Here is a 17982-nt window from a genome sequence, read left to right as displayed (position 1 = left end):
GGGGTCCGGGCAGGGGCAGCGCCCCCGGCGCGGGAGGCTCGGGGGCGCTTGGTGCTGCTTCGCGTCAGTCGATGCCGGGCAGGATGTGCGATTCCGCCAGGTCGTCCTCGTACCCCGCCAGTCGGATCGGGGCGGATCGTGCCCACACTTCGAGGCTTCCGAGCTCGTCGGACCGCGTCTTGCGGCGCGAGGCCGGTCGCTCCAGCAACTCCGGTTCGGGCTTCGTCTTTTCAGTCACCGCGCACTCCTTTGTGTCGCGTAACCCGGCGGGCTGACCGCGCCGGGCAGGGAGGGAAAGGGTTCCGGACGCGGTGGCGCCTTTATGGAGCGCGGCCCGGATGGGGGCCGTCTTGATGCCCCAGAGTACACATATGAGCGGACCCCCGCTCGATGGAAAGGCAAAATCCGCTCCGTTCACCCAGTTTCGCCGCGAGTTCAGCAAGTCGTAGGACGGCGGGTCCCCGGCGGGTGGTCTGCTCGATGGCGGGTGTACGCGGTGCTACGGAGAGGAACGGCAGTGGCCAGGTCCGGGGTGTCGGGGTCCGAAGTCCCTTGCGTCACAAGCGTGGTGGAGCTCATGGACCTTCTGTACGCGTGCCGCGGCGGCCTGGGTCTCGGGACCGCCGCCCTGCTGCGCCGCTCGCATCCCTTCGACAAGGAACTCCAGGTCGCGGGCTTGGTGCACGAGATCGGAACGCTGCTCTGTCCGGGTGACCGCGCGTTTCGCGCCGACTACGCGGCGGCGACGGCGGTCCGGTCCCTCCTCGGCGAACGGGTGGCCCTGCTCCTCGTTCTCGCCGGGAACACGGGGAGCGGGCCGACGGGCGCGACGCAGGAGATCCGGGAGGCGGCCGCGACCCTGAGCCAGGCCCGGGACGCCGCCGCGGCGGCCGGCCTCGACGCGGGCGTACTGGAGGACTGGCAGCCGGTACTGGAACTGGTCGCGGCCGGGGCCTACCGGCCCGTACGCCACGCCCGCCCGGCACGACCCCCGAACGGCGACGACCCCCTCGGTTCGCCGAGGGGGTCGATCGCGGGGATCCCGTAGGACCGGGCCTGGGGGCCGGGGGCCGGGACGGCCTACCAGTTCGCGGGGGCGTAGTCCTTCAGGAAGACGCCGAACAGGTCCTCGCCGGCCTCGCCGCGGACGACCGGGTCGTAGACGCGGGCGGCGCCGTCGACCAGGTCGAGGGGGGCGTGGAAGCCCTCCTCGGCGAGGCGCAGCTTGTCGAAGTGCGGGCGCTCGTCGGTGATCCAGCCGGTGTCGACCGAGGTCATCAGGATGCGGTCGGTCTGGAACATCTCCTGGCCGCTGGTCCGCGTCACCATGTTCATGGCGGCCTTGGCGGCATTGGTGTTCGGGTGGCCCGCACCCTTGTAGCCGCGGCTGAAGACGCCCTCCATCGCCGAGACGTTCACGACGTACGCGCGCCCGCTGGCCGCCTTGCGGGCGGCCTCGGCCATCGACGGCCGCAGCGCGCTGATCAGGATGAACGGCGAGGTGTAGTTGCACAGCTGGGTCTCGAGCAGCTCCACCGGGGAGATCTGGTCGATGGTCTGCACCCAGGTGTTGGTGTCGACGACGTCCGGCAGCAGGCCGCCCGCGTCGATGGCGGTGCCGGCGATGTGCCGCTCCAGGCTGGCGTTGCCCGCGACCAGGGCGAGGTCGGCGACCTTCTGCGCCTCGAGTCCGCTCACGCCGACGGGCAGCGCCGCCAGGCCGTCGACCGCACCGGAGTTGAAGGCGCCGATGACGTGGTGGGCGGGGAGCTCGCCGGCGGGCAGCGGGGCGCTCTCCCCCTCGACCAGCGCCGCGTACGCGGTGGGCAGGCGGCGCACGGTCTGCGTCGCGTTGTTGATCAGGATGTCGAGCGGGCCGGCCGCGGACACCTGCTCGGCGAGCGCCACGGACTGGGCCGGGTCGCGCAGGTCGATGCCGACGACCTCCAGGCGGTGCATCCAGTCCGCGGAGTCCTCCATCGCCTTGAAGCGGCGGATGGCGTCCTTGGGGAAGCGCGTGGTGATCGTGGTGTGGGCGCCGTCGCGCAGCAGTCGCAGCGCGATGTACATGCCGATCTTGGCCCGGCCGCCGGTGAGGAGCGCGCGCTTGCCGGCGAGGTCGGCGCGGGCCTCCCGCTTGCTGCGGTTCTCGATGGCGCAGTCCGGGCAGAGCTGGTGGTAGAAGTAGTCGACCTCGACGTACCGCGTCTTGCAGATGTAGCAGGAGCGCGGGCGCTGGAGTATCCCGGCGATCCGGCCGGCCTCGGTCACCGAGGAGGGCAGGATGCCCTCGGTCTCGTCGTCGATGCGCTCGGCGGAGCCGGTCGCGGTGGCCTCGGTGACGGCCTTGTCGTTGGCGGTCTTCGCGGCGCGGCGCTCCTGGCGGCGGCGCTGCTTGACCGTCCGGTAGATGCCCGCGGTGGCGCGGCGTACGGTGATGGCGTCCGGGTGGTCGACGTCGATCTTGTCGAGCTCGTCGAGCACGCTGAGGCAGACGGCGAGGCGCTCGGGGTCGATGCCGGGCCCGTACGCCTGCGCGTGGTCGTTGGTTTCGTCGGTCACCGTCATGGCCGCTGCCCGTTCCTTGATCACTCGTCCGCATCCGCCTGCTGCGGAAGTCCCAAAAGGGAAACTGTACGGATCCCATGCGGCCGGAACCAAACCCGTCACCCGACCCCTCACGCACCGCGACCGGGGCATCACCCCGTGCGTCGGATTCCGGGCCGCGAGCCCTTCCGGGAGCGCGTGATCGAGTACTCCTGTACTACGTCCGGAGTATGACTCGTGACCCCCTGTGGGCGGAGGAATAGCGCAGTTGGGTCGGGCATTGTGGACTTCATGAGTGCACTGGCGCTGTCGGTCCTGCTCTGCTTCGTGTCCGCCGTCGCGTACGCGGGTGGCGCGATCGTCCAGGAACGGGTGGCGGTGAGCACGCCGGACCGGCCCTACGCGCCCCTGCGCCGTGGCGGCTGGTGGGTGGCGGTCGGGCTCAACGGCCTCGGTGCGCTGCTGCACGTGGCGGCCCTCGCGTACGGTCCGCTCAGTCTCGTCCAGCCGCTCGGCGCCCTCACCATCGTCTTCGCGCTGCCCATGGCGGCCTTTTTCGTGGGGCGCCGCGCGGGTGCGGCGGCGTGGCGCGGGGCGGTGCTGGCCACGGTGGGTCTGGCCGGTCTGCTGGCCCTGACCGGCGGGAACGCGCGTGCCGAGCGGGCGCCGGCGAACTCCGAGTCGAGTCTTCTGCTCATGGTGACCGCGTCGGTGGTGGCCGTGCTGTTCCTGGCGGCGCACCGGGTGCACCGGGCGGTGCTGCGCGCCGTACTGCTGGCCGCGGCGGCGGGTACGGCCTTCGGCATGGCCTCGGTGTTCACCAAGTCCGTGGCCGAGTCCGCCGACCGCGGTGCGTTCGGAGGGCTGTGGCCGGACCTCGCGGCGATCGCGGTGCTGGCGGCGGGCGGCCTGCTGCTCTCGCAGGCCGCCTACCGGGGCGCGGGGCTGACCGCGCCGCTGGCCACGGTGACCGTGGTCAACCCGGTGGTCGCGGCGACGGTCGGCATAACGCTGTTCGGCGAGGGCTTCCGCTACGGGGCCCTCGGCACGACGGCGGCGCTGTTCAGCGCGTTGACGGCGGCCGCGGGCCTGATCCTGCTGACGTCCGTGCCCCCGCACGCGCGGGGGTCAGATGTCGACCCCGTGCCCGCGGAGGTACTTGAGGGGGTCGACGTCGGAGCCGTAGCCGGGTCCCGTGCGGATCTCGAAGTGGAGGTGGGGGCCGGTGGTGTTGCCCGTCGAGCCGGAGCGGCCGATGCGCTGGCCGCCGGAGACCTGCTGGCCGGCCTTCACACCGAGCGCGGAGAGATGGGCGTACTGGGAGTACCGGCCGTCGGTGTGTCGGATGACGACCTGGTATCCGTACGCCCCGGCCCAGCCGGCGGAGACGATCTGGCCCGGGCCGACGGACTTGACGGTCGTACCGGTGGCCACCGGGAAGTCGACGCCCGTGTGGTAGCCGCTGGACCACGAGGATCCCGCCACGTGGTAGCGCGTGCCGATGGCGGCGTCGACGGGGGCGGAGAATCCACCGGCGGCGGGCTGCTGCTGCGCTGAATCCGGCTTCTCGGCGGGCTTTTCGGCCGGCTTCTCGGCCGGCTTCTCGGTGGGTTTCGCTGCCGCCGGCTCCACCGGTTTCACGGGTTCCGCGGTGCGCGGCGGCTTCTCGGGGTTCTGCGGCGGCGGCGCGACCGGCGCCGGGGAGGCGGTCACGCGGAGGGTGAGTCGCTGCCCCGGGAAGATCAGGTCCGGGTTGCCGCCCACGGTGGCCCGGTTGGTCTCGTACAGCGCCTGCCAGCCGCCCTCGACGTGCTGTTCGGTGGCGATCGCGGACAGCGAGTCGCCGGGCGCGACGACGTACGGGTTCGGCAGCACGGAAGTCCCGGTGGGGCGCGGCGCCGTGCCCTGTGCCGGGACCGCCTTGGTCTGCGGCTGCGGGGACTGCCCGCTCTGCTGCGGCTGCGCCGCCTTGCCCTGGGGGTCGACCGCGGGCGCCTGTCCCCCGCGCGACAGCCCGGCCGCCTTGCCGCAGTTCGGCCAGGCCCCCGGGCCCTGGCCCTTCAGCACCTTCTCCGCCACCGCGATCTGCTGGTCCTTGGTGGCCAGGTCGGCGCGGGGGGCGTAGGCGGTGCCGCCGAAGGCCCGCCAGGTGCTCTGGCTGAACTGGAGGCCGCCGTAGTAGCCGTTACCGGTGTTGATGTGCCAGTTGTTCGTCGACTCGCAGGCGGCGACCTTGCTCCAGGTGTCCACGGACGCGGCGTGCGCGGATCCGGCGCCGATGAAGGGGAGCGCGATCCCGGCCCCGCCCGCGGTGACGACGAGCGAAGCGCGGTTGATGCTGCTCGGCTGATACCGGCGGTGCCGGCCCCGTACACCCATGGGAGCCCCCATCGAAGACATCAGGAACCCCACAACCTAACGATGCGACCAGGGCATGACAAGGGGCGCAACAGGGCGCACTCCAGCGGGATTTGACCCCGCCACGACGAGTTGGAGATCCATCCGGCCCGGCACCGGGGTAGCGTCGGTGTTCCCCGCACACCGACGCACGCAGGAGCGCAACGATGAGCACGAGCACAGCCCAGATCGGCGTCACCGGGCTCGCGGTCATGGGCAGCAACCTCGCCCGCAACTTCGCCCGCAACGGCTTCGCCGTGGCCGTCCACAACCGCACCGCCTCGAAGACCACGGCCCTGGTCGAGGAGTTCGGGCACGAGGGCTCCTTCGTGGCGGCCGAGTCGGCGAAGGAGTTCGTCGACGCGCTGGAGCGCCCCCGCCGCCTCGTCATCATGGTGAAGGCCGGTGAGCCGACCGATGCCGTGATCCGCGAGTTCGCTCCGCTGCTGGAGGAGGGCGACGTCATCATCGACGGTGGCAACGCCCACTTCGAGGACACCCGCCGCCGCGAGAAGGAGCTGCGCGAGCAGGGCATCCACTTCGTGGGCGCGGGCATCTCGGGCGGCGAGGAGGGCGCGCTGCTCGGTCCGAGCATCATGCCGGGCGGCTCGGCGGAGTCGTACGCGTCGCTCGGTCCGATACTGGAGAAGATCTCGGCGAAGGCGAAGGACGGCACGCCGTGCGTCTCGCACGTGGGCCCCGACGGCGCCGGACACTTCGTCAAGATGGTGCACAACGGCATCGAGTACGCCGACATGCAGCTGATCGCCGAGGCCTACCACCTGCTGCGCGAGGTGGCCGGCTACTCCCCCGCCGAGATCGCGGAGACCTTCCGCACCTGGAACCGGGGGCGCCTGGACTCGTACCTGATCGAGATCACGGCGGAGGTGCTGGCGCACACGGACGCCGCGACCGGCCGCCCGTTCGTCGACGTCGTGGCCGATGCCGCCGAGCAGAAGGGCACCGGCCGCTGGACGGTGCAGATCGCCCTGGACCTGGGCGTTCCGGTGTCCGGGATCGCCGAGGCGGTCTTCGCCCGCTCCGTTTCGGGCCACGCCGACCTGCGCGCGGCCTCGCGCGGGCTCCCGGGGCCGGCGGCCGCGCCACTGTCCCCCGAGGCGGCGGACGCGTTCGCGGCCCAGGTGGAGCAGGCCCTGTACGCCTCGAAGATCGTCTCGTACACGCAGGGCTTCCACCAGATCCGGGCCGGGAGCGAGGAGTACGGCTGGAACGTGGACCTGGGCGCGGTGGCCTCGCTGTGGCGCGGCGGCTGCATCATCCGGGCCGCGTTCCTGGACCGGATCCGGGCGGCGTACGACGCGCGGCCCGATCTGCCGAGCCTGCTGGCGGACGCGGAGTTCGCGGGCGAGATCGGTGCGGCGCAGCAGGACTGGCGGGCCGTTCTGGTCGCGGCCGTGCAGCACGGCATCCCGGTGCCCGCCTTCTCCGCCTCACTGGCGTACTATGACGCGCTGCGCGCGGAGCGGCTCCCTGCCGCCCTCACCCAGGGGCAGCGCGACTTCTTCGGCGCGCACACCTACCGGCGCACCGACCGCGCGGGCTCGTTCCACACCCTCTGGAGCGGCGACCGCTCCGAGGTCCAGACCGGCTGAGCGCCCTCAGCTCCAGGGCCCGGGCTGCGGTACCGGCGCGGGTCCTGGCGGCGGGGGAACCGGGTCCGGCTCCGGGAAGGGACCGGGCACGGGTGGCACCGGGCGCGGGATCGGCCCGGGGTCCGGGAAGGGGCTCGGATCCGGAGCCGGCTCGGGCTCGGGGACCGGCGGCTGCGTCTCTTCGGGATTTCGCACCATTCGCACCATACGGACCACCTTCCCGGGATACCCCGAGGAATGCCCCCTACGACGCCGCCACCTGGCGCAGCCCCTCGGCCAGGCCGGCGGCGGGGCTGGACAGGACCGGGATCCGCGTGGTGACGAGCTCCGCGGCCCCGGCCATGGAGACCTGGGCCAGCACGATGACGTCGGCGTCGGTCACGGCGTCCGCGGCGGCCGCCACGCGGGCGAGGGAACCGGCGCCGTCTCCGGCCGCGAACCGCTCCCAGGCCCCGTCCACCAGGTGCGTACGGATCGACACGGGCCGCCCGCCGGCCTCCTCGGCCAGCAGCTCCGCCGTCGGGGCGAGGGTCGACTCCACGGTGGCCAGTACGACGATCCGCGCACCCGTGCGCACCGCGGCGGCCGCCATGGGCCGGTCCACCCGCAGCACCGGGGCACCGAGCACCGGAGCCAGCGCCTCGGCGGTGGCCCCGATGGTGGAGCAGGTGACCAGCACGGGCCCGGTGCGGGGGCCCTCCCCGGCGAGCAGCTCCAGCAGGGCCGGAGCCGCGGCACCGGGCCCTTCGGCCCGGGCACGGTCCAGCAGCTCCGGAACCACCAGGTGTCGCAGGACGGCCCCCGGGTGGTTCCGGTCGCGCAGTGCGTCGAAGGCCGGGACGTGCGCGGCGGAGGTGTGCAGCAGGACGAGCCCGGGGGTCGTCGGGTCCCTCCGGGCCGTCCGATCCGTCACCAGAGGTCGGAGTCCGCGTCGAGCTGGGCCTTGGCCGCCGCCACGACCTCGGCCGGCGCCTGGGGCGCCTGGTCGGGGTGTTTGGCGGCCCAGCCGGCCGCGTACGGGCAGAGCGGGACCACGGGCACCCCTTCGGCGGCGGCGATCCCGTAGAAGGTCTTCACCAGCCCGCCGGCGATGCCCCGGCCCTCGTGGTCGGGCTCGACGATGGTGTGCACCGCCACCAGGGCGTGGGGAGCCTCGGCGAGCACGAAGTAGGCGATGAAACCGACCACCGCCCCGTCCTCGACCGCGAAGAGCCGCCCGGCCTTGCGCTCGTCCTGGAACTCGACCGCCACGATTCCCGCTCCCCCTCAGACAGCCACCGCGTGGGGGCTGCGCTCCTGATCGGTACCCGGCACCGGGGCGGAGGGATCCGCACCCAGCTCGATGATCCGGTTGTCCGCGTCGACGTGCACGACTCGGGGCTTGAGCGCCCGGGCCTCCGCGTCCTCGACCTGCGCGTAGCTGATGAGGATGACCAGGTCCCCGGGGTGCACGAGATGCGCGGCCGCCCCGTTGATCCCGACGACCCCGGAGCCGCGCTCGCCCTCGATGACGTAGGTCTCCAGCCGCGCGCCGTTGGTGATGTCCACGATGTGCACGAGCTCGCCGGGCAGCAGGTCCGCCGCGTCGAGCAGATCGGCGTCGACGGTCACGGAGCCGACGTAGTGCAGGTCGGCCTGGGTGACGGTGGCCCGGTGGATCTTGGACTTGAACATGGTGCGAAGCATGGCGACAACTCCCGAGATATCCGCTCCCTGCCCGCTCTTCGCGGGTCAAGGGCTGTCCCCGGCACCCTACAACCATTCGCATGTCAGGGCAGGGGGATGCTGCGGGCCGGGCGCACGCTCGGTGCGGTCGGTGGGGAGATCTCCAGGAGGCCCTTGTCCGCCGAGGCGGCCGGGGCGTCGCTTCCCACGGGGGTCGTCGTCATCGGGCGGGCGGCGGCGCAGCGCTGCTTCTCCGCTTCCGCCATGGGGCCCGTGCGCTGGAAGATCCGGTCCGGCACGGCGCGGGAGGGTGCGTCGATCACCGCGTGCAGCCGGTAGTCGTCCTTCCCGCTCACGAACCACCCCTCGACCCGCTCCCGGCTGGGCTGCATCTCCACCCAGCTGACCTCACCGGGCTGGATCCGCTCCACGACCGTTCGCTGGTCGCTGCTGAACCATTGGAACGGGCGCTGCCAGGCGGTCTCGTAGGCGAGGGCCAGTTGGGCTGCCATCGGGCGGGCGGCGAGCCGCTTCTTGTCCTCCGTCCGGTCTCCGGTGGTGGGCAGTCGGGCCACTTCGTCGAGGCGGAGATTGGCGGCGGCGTAGGTCTGGGAGATGCTGTCGTGGCCGCGCTCCGTGTAGGAGAGGGTGCGGCTGTGGTCCAGTGCGTTGCGGGTGCAGTTGACGAAGGCCTCTCCGATCACCCGCGACTTGTCGTAGTAGCGGAACGAGCCGCGCGGGTCGGGCTGGAAGGTGCACGCGTTCTCGCCGTTGCACGCGGCGGCGGCGTTGTGCAGCCAGGCCTCGCGTTCGTTGTCCTTGTACGCCTCGGCGGTCCCGAGGGCGTACTTGTCGATCGTCTTGTCCGCCGGGAGCGGCACCTCGCCGGCGCGGACGCGGGTGACCATGGGCGAGCAGGGCACCTGGGTGAGGGTGGAGGTGACCTTCGAGGTGAAGGTGAGCAGCGGCTCGTTCTCGTCGGCGGTGAACTCGTACGTCCGTTTCGTCCAGCGTCCCGGCCCCGGCTTGCCCTTGGTGCGGCCCGGGTCGGGTGCCGTGGTCATCGCCTGGACGGGGCCGCCGCTGCCGTGCACCGTGTACGGCTGGCCGGCGTCGACGTCTCCCGGGGCGCAGTCCTTGGACACGGCGGGGCTGTCCTCGTAGGTGACGGTGACCCTCGATCCGGTGCGCACGCCGCGCAGCCGTTGCTGGAGGGTGTTGTCCGCCTTGGAGAGGCCGACGCCGTTCGCGCCGTCGGTCCGGCCCGAAGCGGCGGCCGAGAAGCGCTGGTTGAGTCCGGTCCAGTGGTTCAGGGCGACGGTGGACTGGTCGCCTTTGATGGCGGGATCGGTGAAGTCACCGTTGAGGACGGGTACTTCGTTGCGGACGGCGGCCGCGGCCGCCCTCGCGGGATCGTCCGCTCCCGCGGCATCGGTCGCGAGCATCGCGGGGAGCACGAGTCCGGCGGCGGCGAGCGTGCACAGGGCGGGGCGGACGGCCGGACGGAGAAGGTGTGACATGGCGGTGGACTCCTCAGCGGGATGGGCGCCGGCCATGGTCGGCAAGGGCGTTGTCCTCGTCCGCGGCGGTGTCGCCGCCGGGGCGCTTGCGTCCGCAGAGGCCGTCGGGGACGGCGTACGTCTGGGCGACGAACCGGCTCGCGTTGACCATGGAGGGGCTCTCCACCGCCACGTCGGTGAGCTTCTTGCCCTGGTCGGTGACGAGGCTTCCGACGACCCGTCGCATCGCCGCGCTCGCGCCGAAGACGAGCATGTCGTAGGGCTTGACGGTCGTGCGGTAGGTGGTGGTCTCGGTGTTCTCGGTCGTCCAGGCGCGTGAGTACGTCGACTTGTACGCCGTCTCGAAGGCCTGCTTGACGCTGGTCGAACCGGATTCCCTCGAACCGCTGGAGACGGTGTTCCTGGTGCCGTTCTCCGACGTGGGACCGGTGTTGAGGTAGGGGGTCTTGTGGCCGTTGGACGATTCGTCGGCCAGGTTGGCGGTGACCTCGCCGGTCGCGGTGACGGTGCCCTCGGTGGTGGCCCGCCCGGAGATCTCTCCGCCGATGTTGTCGGAGCTGCCGGTGCGCAGGGTGACGGTGCGGTCGACGGTCATCGGGTCGGTCGTGCAGTTGACGACCGCGTTGCCCAGGGAGGTGACGGCGGTGGAGTACTCGCGGCTGCGGGCCGTGTCGATCAGGAAGGTGCAGGCGTCGCGCCGGGTTCCGCAGTACTCCACGATCTCGTCCGCCCGCACCTCGCGGTCGTCGGCGGTCAGGCCCCTGGCCACCGGTACGGTCTCCGGGCCCGGCCGGGCACCGGCGTCGGCGGCGGCCGTGCCGACGGGCGGTACGACCAGGCCGATGCCGAGGCCGAGGGCGAGGACGGGCAGGAGCCGGCGGCCTCCGCGCCGGGTGGGGTGGTTCATGGGGAGGTCTCCTTCCGTGGGGCTGTGGGTGCCGCTTCGGATTCGAGGAGCGAGCAGACCTGCGAGGCGGGGAAGGGTGCCTGGCCCTGGTCCGCCGCGCCTCCCGGAAGGGAGCCGGGGAAGTTCTTGCAGACGGTGGAGGCCGCGTCGGCGCCGTTGTCGGAAGGCTCCGGCCGGAAGGAGGTGATGGCGTCGGCCATGCCCTTGATCCCGCCCTCCTCGCGCTCGCCCTTTCCGGACAGCTTCTCCATGCAGGTGGCGGAGTCCGGTGGGCACTGCGCGATCTTGTCGCCGACGGCCTTGATCCCCTTGGCGGTCGTCTCCGCGGCGGTCCGGTTCTTCTCCTGGCGTGCCGTGATCTGCTGCGCCGCCTCGGCGTTGATCTCGACGTCGCTCTTGCCCTTGGTGCCCGAGCGGTCGCACACCGAGCGGGGCACCTGGAACGTGTCCGCCATGAAGGTGCTGTTGTTGACGGTGGACGGGCCGTCCACGACGACCTTGCGGGCGCTGAGGCCGGTGCCGGTGGCGAGCGTGCCGGCGACCCGCTGCATGGCGGCGCTGGCGCCGAAGGCGAGGGCCTCGCCGGGCCGGACCGTGGTGGTGTAGGTGGTCTTCTCGGTCTGGTCGGTGACCCAGCTGCGCTGGTAGGAGAGTTTGAACGCTCCTTCGAAGGCGGCCTTGACGCCGACGGAGCCGCCCACCTTGCCGCTGCCGTTGACCCCCGCCTCGGCACCGACCGTGGCGCTGGGGCCCTGCTGCTTGTTCGGCGTGGTGAATTCCCCGGTGCCCTTGGCGGTGACCCCGGCGGTGACCTCGCCCGTGGCGCTGATCTGGCCCTCGACGGCGATCTTGCCGGTGATCTCGCCGCCGAGGTTGTCGGTGCTGCTGGTGCGCAGGGTGATGTCGCGCACCACGGTGACCGGGTCCTTGGTGCAGTTGACCACGGCGTTTCCGAAGGACTTGACGGCGCTGTAGTACTCGCCGGACGCGAGGGGGTCGATCGTGAAGCGGCAGCCTCCGGGGTGGGCCGCGCAGTATTCGCGGACACGGGCCGCCGAGGCCAGCGGCTTGTCGCCGTCGAAGGCCTGCACGGCCGGGATCGCGGGGGCCTTGGGCGCGGGTTCGGCGGCCGCGGGTGAGGGCAGCAGGGCGGGAACCAGTGCCAGGGCGGCGGCGAGGGCGACGGCCCCGGGGGCGCCGGGGCGGCGGACGGACGGGTTGGCTTCGGTCACGGGTTCATCAGCTCGCAGACGCCGGTCAGTTCGGACGAGCCGCCGCCCGGTGCCGCGAACACGGCGGGGAGCTCGGCGGCGAACGCCGGGCAGGCTCCCTTCACCACCCCGCCGGCGTTGTCGGCCGGCGCGGGCTTGAAGGCGTCCAGGCCCTTGCGGGTCTCGTCCATGCCCTTGTGTTCCTCCGTCCCGGATCCGGCGAGGCCGGTCATGCACGTCTTCGAGTCGGGCCGGCACTCCGCGATCTGCTTCTTGGCATCCGAGATGTCGCCATTGGCCTTGCCGATGTCCTTCGTGACGTCCTTGCGGTCGGTTTCGACGGAGTCGCGCTCCTTCGGTGCCGCACCGCACGGCTTCGGTTCGCCACCGGGACACGGCTCCTCGTCGTCGCCGGGTGCCGGACGGGAGTGGGGTGCGGGTGCCGCCGCCGCGACCACCGTGGAGGCGGGCCCGCAGAGGGCCGCAGCGGTGAGGAGGGACGCGAGCACGAGCAGAGAACGGGACTGACGAACGCACGGGGGCATGACCGCTCCGGGGGACGGCGAAGGGGGGTGTGGCACCGATCGAGGTGCGCACTCAAAGTAACTATTCGTCACTTTGTGCGCCATGCGCCGAGCGGGGTGCGCGGTCCGCTCACCTCATCGGCCGATCTTGCGCGAGGCCCGGGGGAACCGCCGGATCCACAGCCGTTCGAGGGCCTCCGACACGCGGGCGGCACCCTCCCGGCCCGCCGACGACCCCGACGCGCGGAATCCGTTCGATGCACCGCGGGCCACCGACACGCCGTTCGGACGCGATCGGCTCACCCCCGTGGGCGCGGCCGACCGGCCGCGTCCGCGCGGAACGCACCGCGGCGCGCCGCGGCGGTCCCGGTTTCACCGCAACGGCGCAGGCGCACCGCCGATCACCGCAACCCGTACGGAGGGCGGGCGCACGGGTGGGTTCGGCGGTTTCCGCTCACACTCCGGAATCATTCGGACGATCCGCTGGTATCCCTGACTCGCGTGCCGGTGTCCGTCCGACACCGCCATGGGCCTCGTACGCCCTCGGCACCTTTCCGACCGTCGAGCACCGTGAGCCCTGCCGCGTCCCGAACACCGCGCGCCATGGCCCGCCGCGCCACTCCGGCGCGTCCCCGCCTGCCCCCACCCCCCGTCGAGGAGACTCCATGCCCCGTCCGAAGAGCCGCACCTTGGCCCCGCGTACGCTCGCCACCGCCGCCGTGGCGGCCGTGGCACTGACCGCCGTACCGGCCACGACCCCGTCGGCCGGCGCCAACGAGGGGAATCCGACCGTTCTGGCCTGGGGTGCGGGACGGACCGGCCAGGTCGGCAACGGCTCCCGGGCCGACAGCCTTTCTCCCGCTTCGGTGACGAGCCTCTTCAGGAACGACGTGGACAAGATGTCGGCCGGCGGCACCTCCTCGTCCGACTCGTTCGTCCTCGCCCTGACGGACAAGACCGTCAAGGCGTGGGGGCACAACTCCTCGGGCCAGTTGGGCAACGGCGGACGCGCCGCCCAGGCGGTGCCCGCCACCGTCCCGGGTCTGAACGGCATCAAGGACATCGCCGCCGGCGGGTCGCACGCCCTCGCCCTCGACACCCGGGGGCAGGTCTACTCCTGGGGCAACAACGCCTATGGCCAGCTCGGCAACAACCGCACCGGCGACGGCCGCACCGTCGCGGACCGGGTCCAGTTGCCGCCGAGGGTCTCGCAGATCTCGGCGGGCTGCGACTTCAGCCTGGCCCTCCTGGAGAACGGCGCCGTGTACGCCTGGGGACGCGGGGTCCACGGACAACTCGGCAACGGCAGCCGCGCGCTGAGCTCCGTACCCGTGAAGGTCCAGGGGCTGGACGACATCGTCGAGATCGACGCGGGCTGCCACCACGCCCTCGCCAGGACCTCCGACAACACGGTCAAGTCCTGGGGCTACAACCTGTACGGCCAGCTGGGCGTTTCGAGCACCACGTCCTCCACCGTGCCCGTCGACGTCGACTGGCTGGAGGGCGTCGTCGAGATCGAGGCGGGCGCCGACCACAACTACGCCCGCACCAGCGACAGCAGGGTCTGGGGTTGGGGCAGCAACCAGTACGGTCAGCTCCTCGAAGCCGACGAGAACTTCGAGGCCGGCGTCGCCCGGACGAACCGGACCGCGCCCATCGAGATCCGCCGTCTGGAGGGCGTCCAGCACCTGGCGGCGGGCGCGCGTCACGGTATGGCCGTCACCGCCGACAAGGTCTTCACCTGGGGCGACAACAGCGAGGGCCAGCTCGGCAACGGCACCGACACCGCCCGCTACGCGCCCGTCGACATCCTCGACGAGGGCTCCGCGATCAAGGACGTCACGGCCTCGCTCGGCGGCAACACCTCGTACGCGTACTGACGTGAACGCCGCGAACGCACCCGCCTCCCCCGCCCCGTCGAAAGGCCCAGGCATGCCCCTCGCCCGCACCACCACCGTCACCCTCACCACCGCGCTCGCCCTCACGGCACTCGGCGCGCCCGCCCTCACCGCACACGCGGACAGCAGCAACCCGTGGGTCCGCAGCTGGGGAAACAACTCCGGCGGCCAGCTCGGCAACTACAGCAGTCAGCAGCAGCCCACCCCGACCAATGTCCAGGGAATCGCCCGGCAGGACGTACAGGAACTGGCAGCGGGCGGCGCGGACGCCGTCGCCGGCACCCCGGCCACCGCCGCCACGGCGTTCGCGGTCGCCCTGCTCAAGGACGGCACCGTGATGTCCTGGGGCGCCAACACCTCCGGGCAGGTCGGAAACGGCACCCAGACCATCCAGTACGCACCGGCCGCGGTCGCCGGGCTCTCGGGCATCAGCCACGTCGCCGCCGGACTCAACCACGCGCTCGCCGTACAGAACGGCCGCGTCCTGTCCTGGGGCAGCAACGCCTCCGGACAGCTCGGCAACGGCGTCAACGCCGCCGACCCCGGCGGGGTCCAGAAGACCCCCGTGCGCGTGCAGAGCCTGGACAGGGTCGTCGACGTCGGAGCCGGCTGCGACTTCAGCGTCGCCCTGCGCGACAACGGCACCGTCTGGGCATGGGGTTCGGGCGCCGATGGCCGCCTGGGCACCGGCGCCGAAACGACCAGCAACACCCCCAAGCAGGTGAAGGACCTCACCGACGTCGTGGCCGTCTCGGTCGGCTGCAACCACGTCCTGGCCCTGGCCGCGGACGGCACCGTCAAATCATGGGGCCGCAACCTCGACGGTCAACTGGGCAACGACAGCACGACGAAGAGCGCGGTGCCCGTCACCGTCCAGTACCTCGACTCGGTCGCCAAGGTGTCCGCGACCACGAACGGCAGCTTCGCCGTCCTGGACGACGGCAGCGTCAGGGGCTGGGGAGACAACGGCTCCGGACAACTCGGGGACGGATACACCGACGACCGGACCACCGCCGTTCCCATCGACGGCGTCCGGGGCGTGAAGGAGATCGCCGGCGGCCCGGACCACACCATCGCCGCACTCGACAACGGCTCCGTGATCGCGTGGGGCTCGAACTCCAACGGCCAGCTCGGCAACGGAAGCGTCAACACCGCGTCGAACTCTCCGGTCGTCGCCCTCCCTCCGGGGAGCGACATCAGCCACGTCTCCGCCTCCACGAACGGCAGGTCCAGCTACGCGTACTGACCGCTCGCCGGTTTGACCACGGGGTCGCACCCCCGGAATCCCCGGTTCGCGGGAACTCCCGTCCCTCGCCGTCCGACTACTGGGACATGGGCGGCGGACACCGTCGCTCCACATGGACCGGAGCGGCGGAAAGGTGCGGGATGGGCGGTCTGGATGTGCGCATGCGGGCGGTGGCCTGCCGGCACGGCCGGGTGGAGGCGGTCTCCGACGTGGACCTGGAGATCGCCGCCGGTGAGCGCGTCGCGCTGACCGGAACCAACGGATCGGGAAAGACCACGCTGTTGCGCGCGGTGCTCGGCCTGCACCCTCGGACGACCGGCTCCATAGCGGTCGGCGGCCGGGAGGCCGGCTCCGCCGCCGAGTGGGCCCGACGGCGACGCGCCTGCGCCTGGATCCCCCAGAAGCCGGCCGTCGGCCGCTTCCCCCTGCTCGGGCGCGAGCTCCTGGCAAGCAGTGCGGCGCCGGAGGCGGCGGACGAGGCCGCCGCCCGGTTGGGGGTCGGGGCACTGGTCGAACGCCCCCTGCACACCCTGTCCGGCGGCCAGTTGCAGCGGATGTACCTGGCCCGGGCGATCGGCTGCGTGGCGGCGGGCGCCCAGGTGCTGCTGGCGGACGAGCCCACCGCCGCCCTCGACTTCGACGGGCAGGCGGAGGCCGCGGACGTCCTGACCTCCCTGCCGGTCACCCTGGTCGTCGTCACCCACGACCGGGCCCTGGCCGATCGCTGCGACCGCGTCATGGAGATGGCCGCGGGCCGGCTGCGGGAGGTGCGGTGACCTCGGCGACCCTCGCCGGCGCCGATCTCGGTGCGCTCCTCCAACTGGTGCCGGTCCAGCGGGCGGGCCTCGCCCTGCTGCTCGCCGCGATCGGGCTGCCCGTCATCGGGGTCGTCGTCGTCGGGCTCGACATCATGCCGGTCCGGTTCGCGATGATGCACGTGGCCCTGCTCGGCATCGCCGTCGGACTGCTCACCGGACTCGACCCGATGCTGTGCGCGCTCGTCGCCTGCGCACTGGCCGGCGCAGGAGTCGCACCTCTCGCCCGCACCCCGGACGGGCTGTCCGGGGCGATGGGCCTGCTGATGAGCCTCGCCATCGCCGCCGCGCTGCTGCTGCTCGCCGTGTCGGGGGTGAACGCGTCGAGTGCCTTCGCCCTGCTGTGGGGGTCGATCCTCTCCGTGGGCACGCCCGACCTCGTCGTGCTGGGGGTGCTCGCGGCCGTCGTACCGGGCCTGTTCTGGTGGCGGAGGCGGGATGTGGGGCTGCTCCTGTACGACCGGGAGCTCGCCCAGTGTTCCGGCGTGCCGGTACGCGTCCTCACGGCCGCCCTCCTGGTCCTCGTCGCCGTCGGCGTCGCCGGCGCCATCAAGCTCACCGGCGCCCTGCTCGTGGACGCCCTGACCCTGCTGCCCGCGCTCGCCGCGCGCCGCCTCGGCGACTCGCTGAAGTCGATCACCCTCTGGGCGGTCGGCATCGGCGTGGCCGTCAACGCGACCGGGTTCCTGCTGGCCCTGTTGCTGGACTGGCCGCCCGGCCCCGTACTCGTCCTGACCGCGGGGGCGCTCGTCCTCGCGGTGCACTTCATCCCCGAACGGAGAATCGGCTCATGGCGCGCACCCGCGTCCGCATCACTTCCCCCGTCGCACTGAGCGCGGCACTCGCCCTCGTCACCGGCTGCGGAAACGGCACCGGGCCCGAGACCGCCGACGGCGCTCCGGCCGCCGGGAAAGACGGGCCCGTGGTGGTCGTGACCACCACCTGGGAGGGCGCGTTCGCGAAGGCCGCCGGGGCCGAGGACGTCAAGGTGATCGTGCCTCAGTCCGTGCACCACGCCCCCGACTACGACCCCAAGCCCTCCGATCTGGCCGCCGTCGCCAAGGCCGACTTCGTGCTGTACGCGCCGTTCGAGCCGTACGCCGCGAAGATCAAGGAGGCCGTCGGCTCCAAGGCGAAGCCGGTCGAGGTGAACCTCGACAACGACCCCGACAAGGTCAAGGCCGAGGTCGACAGGCTGGCCGCTCTGTTCGGCACGCGGGACGCGGCCACGCGGTGGAAGAGCGGCTTCGACGTCGAGTACGCGAAACAGGCCGAGGACGTCCGGGCGGCCTGGCTCGGCGGCAAGAGCCCTTCCGCGGTCACGCAGGTGTTCACCGCCTGGGCCGCGAGGCTCGCGGGCGCCACCACGGTGGGCACGTACGGCCCCGAGGCCGTCACACCGGGGCAGTTGGCTGAGCTGTCCGCCAAGAAGCCGGCCCTCGTACTGGACAACGCGCACATGTCGACCGGTACGGTCCTGCCCGACTCGGGCGCCAGGCAGGTCGACATCGTCAACTATCCGGGCGAGGACCTCGACCTGCTGCCCGTGTACCGCAACGCGGCCGCCGAGCTGAAGAAGGCCATGAGCGGCTCCTGAACGGGGCGGCGCCATGGCCGCGCGGTGACCCCGATGGGCCCG

Annotated in this window: 17 protein-coding genes and 1 pseudogene; 8 read left to right on the top strand and 10 right to left on the bottom strand. The window is 72.3% G+C overall.

All coding sequences use genetic code 11. The features are described from left to right. Positions 1 to 64: 64 nt before the first annotated feature. Positions 65 to 238, bottom strand: a complete 174-nt coding sequence (locus ACFYYJ_RS03940) for a hypothetical protein (RefSeq protein WP_384589656.1) — start codon at positions 236 to 238, stop codon at positions 65 to 67. Between the two features lie 339 nt (positions 239 to 577). Here ACFYYJ_RS03940 and ACFYYJ_RS03935 point away from each other — a divergent pair, with 339 nt between their 5' ends. Then, positions 578 to 1048 carry a hypothetical protein gene (locus ACFYYJ_RS03935; protein ID WP_389128223.1) on the top strand — a complete coding sequence of 157 codons (471 nt, stop codon included), beginning with the start codon at positions 578 to 580 and terminating at the stop codon, positions 1046 to 1048. A gap of 32 nt (positions 1049 to 1080) precedes the next feature. On the opposite strand, the gene ACFYYJ_RS03930 is transcribed toward ACFYYJ_RS03935, so the two are convergent. Next, positions 1081 to 2568 (bottom strand): SDR family NAD(P)-dependent oxidoreductase, encoded by a 1488-nt coding sequence (locus tag ACFYYJ_RS03930; protein ID WP_385125220.1) that lies wholly within the window; start codon positions 2566 to 2568, stop codon positions 1081 to 1083. Positions 2569 to 2838: 270 nt separating this feature from the next. On the opposite strand from ACFYYJ_RS03930, the pseudogene ACFYYJ_RS03925 reads away from it, so the two are divergent. Continuing rightward, positions 2839 to 3651: pseudogene (locus ACFYYJ_RS03925) on the top strand (DMT family transporter); the annotation flags it as partial. 24 nt (positions 3652 to 3675) lie between these two features. On the opposite strand, the gene ACFYYJ_RS03920 reads toward ACFYYJ_RS03925, so the two are convergent. Then, positions 3676 to 4926, bottom strand: a complete 1251-nt coding sequence (locus ACFYYJ_RS03920; protein WP_389128221.1) for a transglycosylase family protein — start codon at positions 4924 to 4926, stop codon at positions 3676 to 3678. A 185-nt stretch (positions 4927 to 5111) separates the two neighbouring features. Here ACFYYJ_RS03920 and gndA point away from each other — a divergent pair, with 185 nt between their 5' ends. After that, positions 5112 to 6557 carry an NADP-dependent phosphogluconate dehydrogenase gene (gene gndA, locus ACFYYJ_RS03915; protein WP_389128219.1) on the top strand — a complete coding sequence of 482 codons (1446 nt, stop codon included), beginning with the start codon at positions 5112 to 5114 and terminating at the stop codon, positions 6555 to 6557. A gap of 244 nt (positions 6558 to 6801) precedes the next feature. Here the strand turns inward: gndA and ACFYYJ_RS03910 are convergent, their stop codons facing one another. The 7 genes from ACFYYJ_RS03910 to ACFYYJ_RS03880 all read right to left on the bottom strand — a co-directional run bounded on the left by ACFYYJ_RS03910 (position 6802) and on the right by ACFYYJ_RS03880 (position 12369). Continuing rightward, positions 6802 to 7470 (bottom strand): aspartate/glutamate racemase family protein, encoded by a 669-nt coding sequence (locus tag ACFYYJ_RS03910; protein ID WP_389128217.1) that lies wholly within the window; start codon positions 7468 to 7470, stop codon positions 6802 to 6804. After that, entirely contained in the window at positions 7467 to 7811 is a 345-nt protein-coding gene (locus tag ACFYYJ_RS03905; RefSeq protein ID WP_385125317.1) for a GNAT family N-acetyltransferase, read from the bottom strand. Before ACFYYJ_RS03905 ends, ACFYYJ_RS03910 begins: the two co-directional genes overlap by 4 nt. A 12-nt stretch (positions 7812 to 7823) precedes the next feature. Continuing rightward, a complete protein-coding gene (gene panD, locus ACFYYJ_RS03900; RefSeq protein WP_385125226.1) occupies positions 7824 to 8243 on the bottom strand; it encodes an aspartate 1-decarboxylase in 420 nt (139 codons plus the stop codon). A gap of 83 nt (positions 8244 to 8326) precedes the next feature. Then, on the bottom strand, positions 8327 to 9742 hold the full coding sequence (locus tag ACFYYJ_RS03895) for a hypothetical protein (RefSeq protein WP_385357747.1): 1416 nt from the start codon (positions 9740 to 9742) through the stop codon (positions 8327 to 8329). A 13-nt stretch (positions 9743 to 9755) separates the two neighbouring features. After that, positions 9756 to 10649 (bottom strand): hypothetical protein, encoded by an 894-nt coding sequence (locus ACFYYJ_RS03890; protein ID WP_389128214.1) that lies wholly within the window; start codon positions 10647 to 10649, stop codon positions 9756 to 9758. Continuing rightward, entirely contained in the window at positions 10646 to 11881 is a 1236-nt protein-coding gene (locus tag ACFYYJ_RS03885; protein ID WP_389128212.1) for a hypothetical protein, read from the bottom strand. Before ACFYYJ_RS03885 ends, ACFYYJ_RS03890 begins: the two co-directional genes overlap by 4 nt. After that, positions 11878 to 12369 (bottom strand): hypothetical protein, encoded by a 492-nt coding sequence (locus ACFYYJ_RS03880; protein ID WP_389128210.1) that lies wholly within the window; start codon positions 12367 to 12369, stop codon positions 11878 to 11880. The genes ACFYYJ_RS03885 and ACFYYJ_RS03880 overlap by 4 nt, the downstream gene beginning before the upstream one ends. Before the next feature lie 680 nt (positions 12370 to 13049). Here ACFYYJ_RS03880 and ACFYYJ_RS03875 point away from each other — a divergent pair. The 5 genes from ACFYYJ_RS03875 to ACFYYJ_RS03855 all read left to right on the top strand — a co-directional run bounded on the left by ACFYYJ_RS03875 (position 13050) and on the right by ACFYYJ_RS03855 (position 17940). Further along, positions 13050 to 14264, top strand: a complete 1215-nt coding sequence (locus ACFYYJ_RS03875; protein ID WP_389128208.1) for an RCC1 domain-containing protein — start codon at positions 13050 to 13052, stop codon at positions 14262 to 14264. Between the two features lie 52 nt (positions 14265 to 14316). Continuing rightward, the gene (locus ACFYYJ_RS03870) at positions 14317 to 15528 is read left to right on the top strand and encodes an RCC1 domain-containing protein (protein WP_385357759.1); all 1212 of its coding nucleotides are present in this window, start codon (positions 14317 to 14319) and stop codon (positions 15526 to 15528) included. A gap of 140 nt (positions 15529 to 15668) precedes the next feature. Beyond that, on the top strand, positions 15669 to 16304 hold the full coding sequence (locus tag ACFYYJ_RS03865; protein WP_385357761.1) for an ATP-binding cassette domain-containing protein: 636 nt from the start codon (positions 15669 to 15671) through the stop codon (positions 16302 to 16304). Next, positions 16301 to 17176 (top strand): metal ABC transporter permease, encoded by an 876-nt coding sequence (locus ACFYYJ_RS03860; protein WP_389128206.1) that lies wholly within the window; start codon positions 16301 to 16303, stop codon positions 17174 to 17176. Before ACFYYJ_RS03865 ends, ACFYYJ_RS03860 begins: the two co-directional genes overlap by 4 nt. Beyond that, positions 17134 to 17940 (top strand): metal ABC transporter solute-binding protein, Zn/Mn family, encoded by an 807-nt coding sequence (locus ACFYYJ_RS03855; RefSeq protein WP_389128203.1) that lies wholly within the window; start codon positions 17134 to 17136, stop codon positions 17938 to 17940. The genes ACFYYJ_RS03860 and ACFYYJ_RS03855 overlap by 43 nt, the downstream gene beginning before the upstream one ends. The last annotated feature ends 42 nt before the right edge of the window (positions 17941 to 17982 follow it).

The sequence above is a fragment of the Streptomyces sp. NPDC002467 genome (genome assembly GCF_042889825.1).
Lineage (GTDB): Bacteria > Actinomycetota > Actinomycetes > Streptomycetales > Streptomycetaceae > Streptomyces.
The sequence above is the reverse complement of the archived record's forward strand: the minus strand, read 5'-3'. Positions and strand labels throughout refer to the sequence as shown.

Excerpts from the sequence above, each read along its gene's own strand:
- ACFYYJ_RS03875 (WP_389128208.1), top strand. The coding sequence starts at position 13,050 with ATGCCCCGTCCGAAGAGCCGCACCTTGGCCCCGCGTACGCTCGCCACC.
- gndA (WP_389128219.1), top strand. The coding sequence starts at position 5,112 with ATGAGCACGAGCACAGCCCAGATCGGCGTCACCGGGCTCGCGGTCATG.
- ACFYYJ_RS03890 (WP_389128214.1), bottom strand. The coding sequence starts at position 10,649 with ATGAACCACCCCACCCGGCGCGGAGGCCGCCGGCTCCTGCCCGTCCTC.
- ACFYYJ_RS03895 (WP_385357747.1), bottom strand. The coding sequence starts at position 9,742 with ATGTCACACCTTCTCCGTCCGGCCGTCCGCCCCGCCCTGTGCACGCTC.
- ACFYYJ_RS03920 (WP_389128221.1), bottom strand. The coding sequence starts at position 4,926 with ATGGGTGTACGGGGCCGGCACCGCCGGTATCAGCCGAGCAGCATCAAC.
- ACFYYJ_RS03855 (WP_389128203.1), top strand. The coding sequence starts at position 17,134 with ATGGCGCGCACCCGCGTCCGCATCACTTCCCCCGTCGCACTGAGCGCG.
- panD (WP_385125226.1), bottom strand. The coding sequence starts at position 8,243 with ATGCTTCGCACCATGTTCAAGTCCAAGATCCACCGGGCCACCGTCACC.
- ACFYYJ_RS03930 (WP_385125220.1), bottom strand. The coding sequence starts at position 2,568 with ATGACGGTGACCGACGAAACCAACGACCACGCGCAGGCGTACGGGCCC.
- ACFYYJ_RS03935 (WP_389128223.1), top strand. The coding sequence starts at position 578 with ATGGACCTTCTGTACGCGTGCCGCGGCGGCCTGGGTCTCGGGACCGCC.
- ACFYYJ_RS03870 (WP_385357759.1), top strand. The coding sequence starts at position 14,317 with ATGCCCCTCGCCCGCACCACCACCGTCACCCTCACCACCGCGCTCGCC.
- ACFYYJ_RS03865 (WP_385357761.1), top strand. The coding sequence starts at position 15,669 with ATGGGCGGTCTGGATGTGCGCATGCGGGCGGTGGCCTGCCGGCACGGC.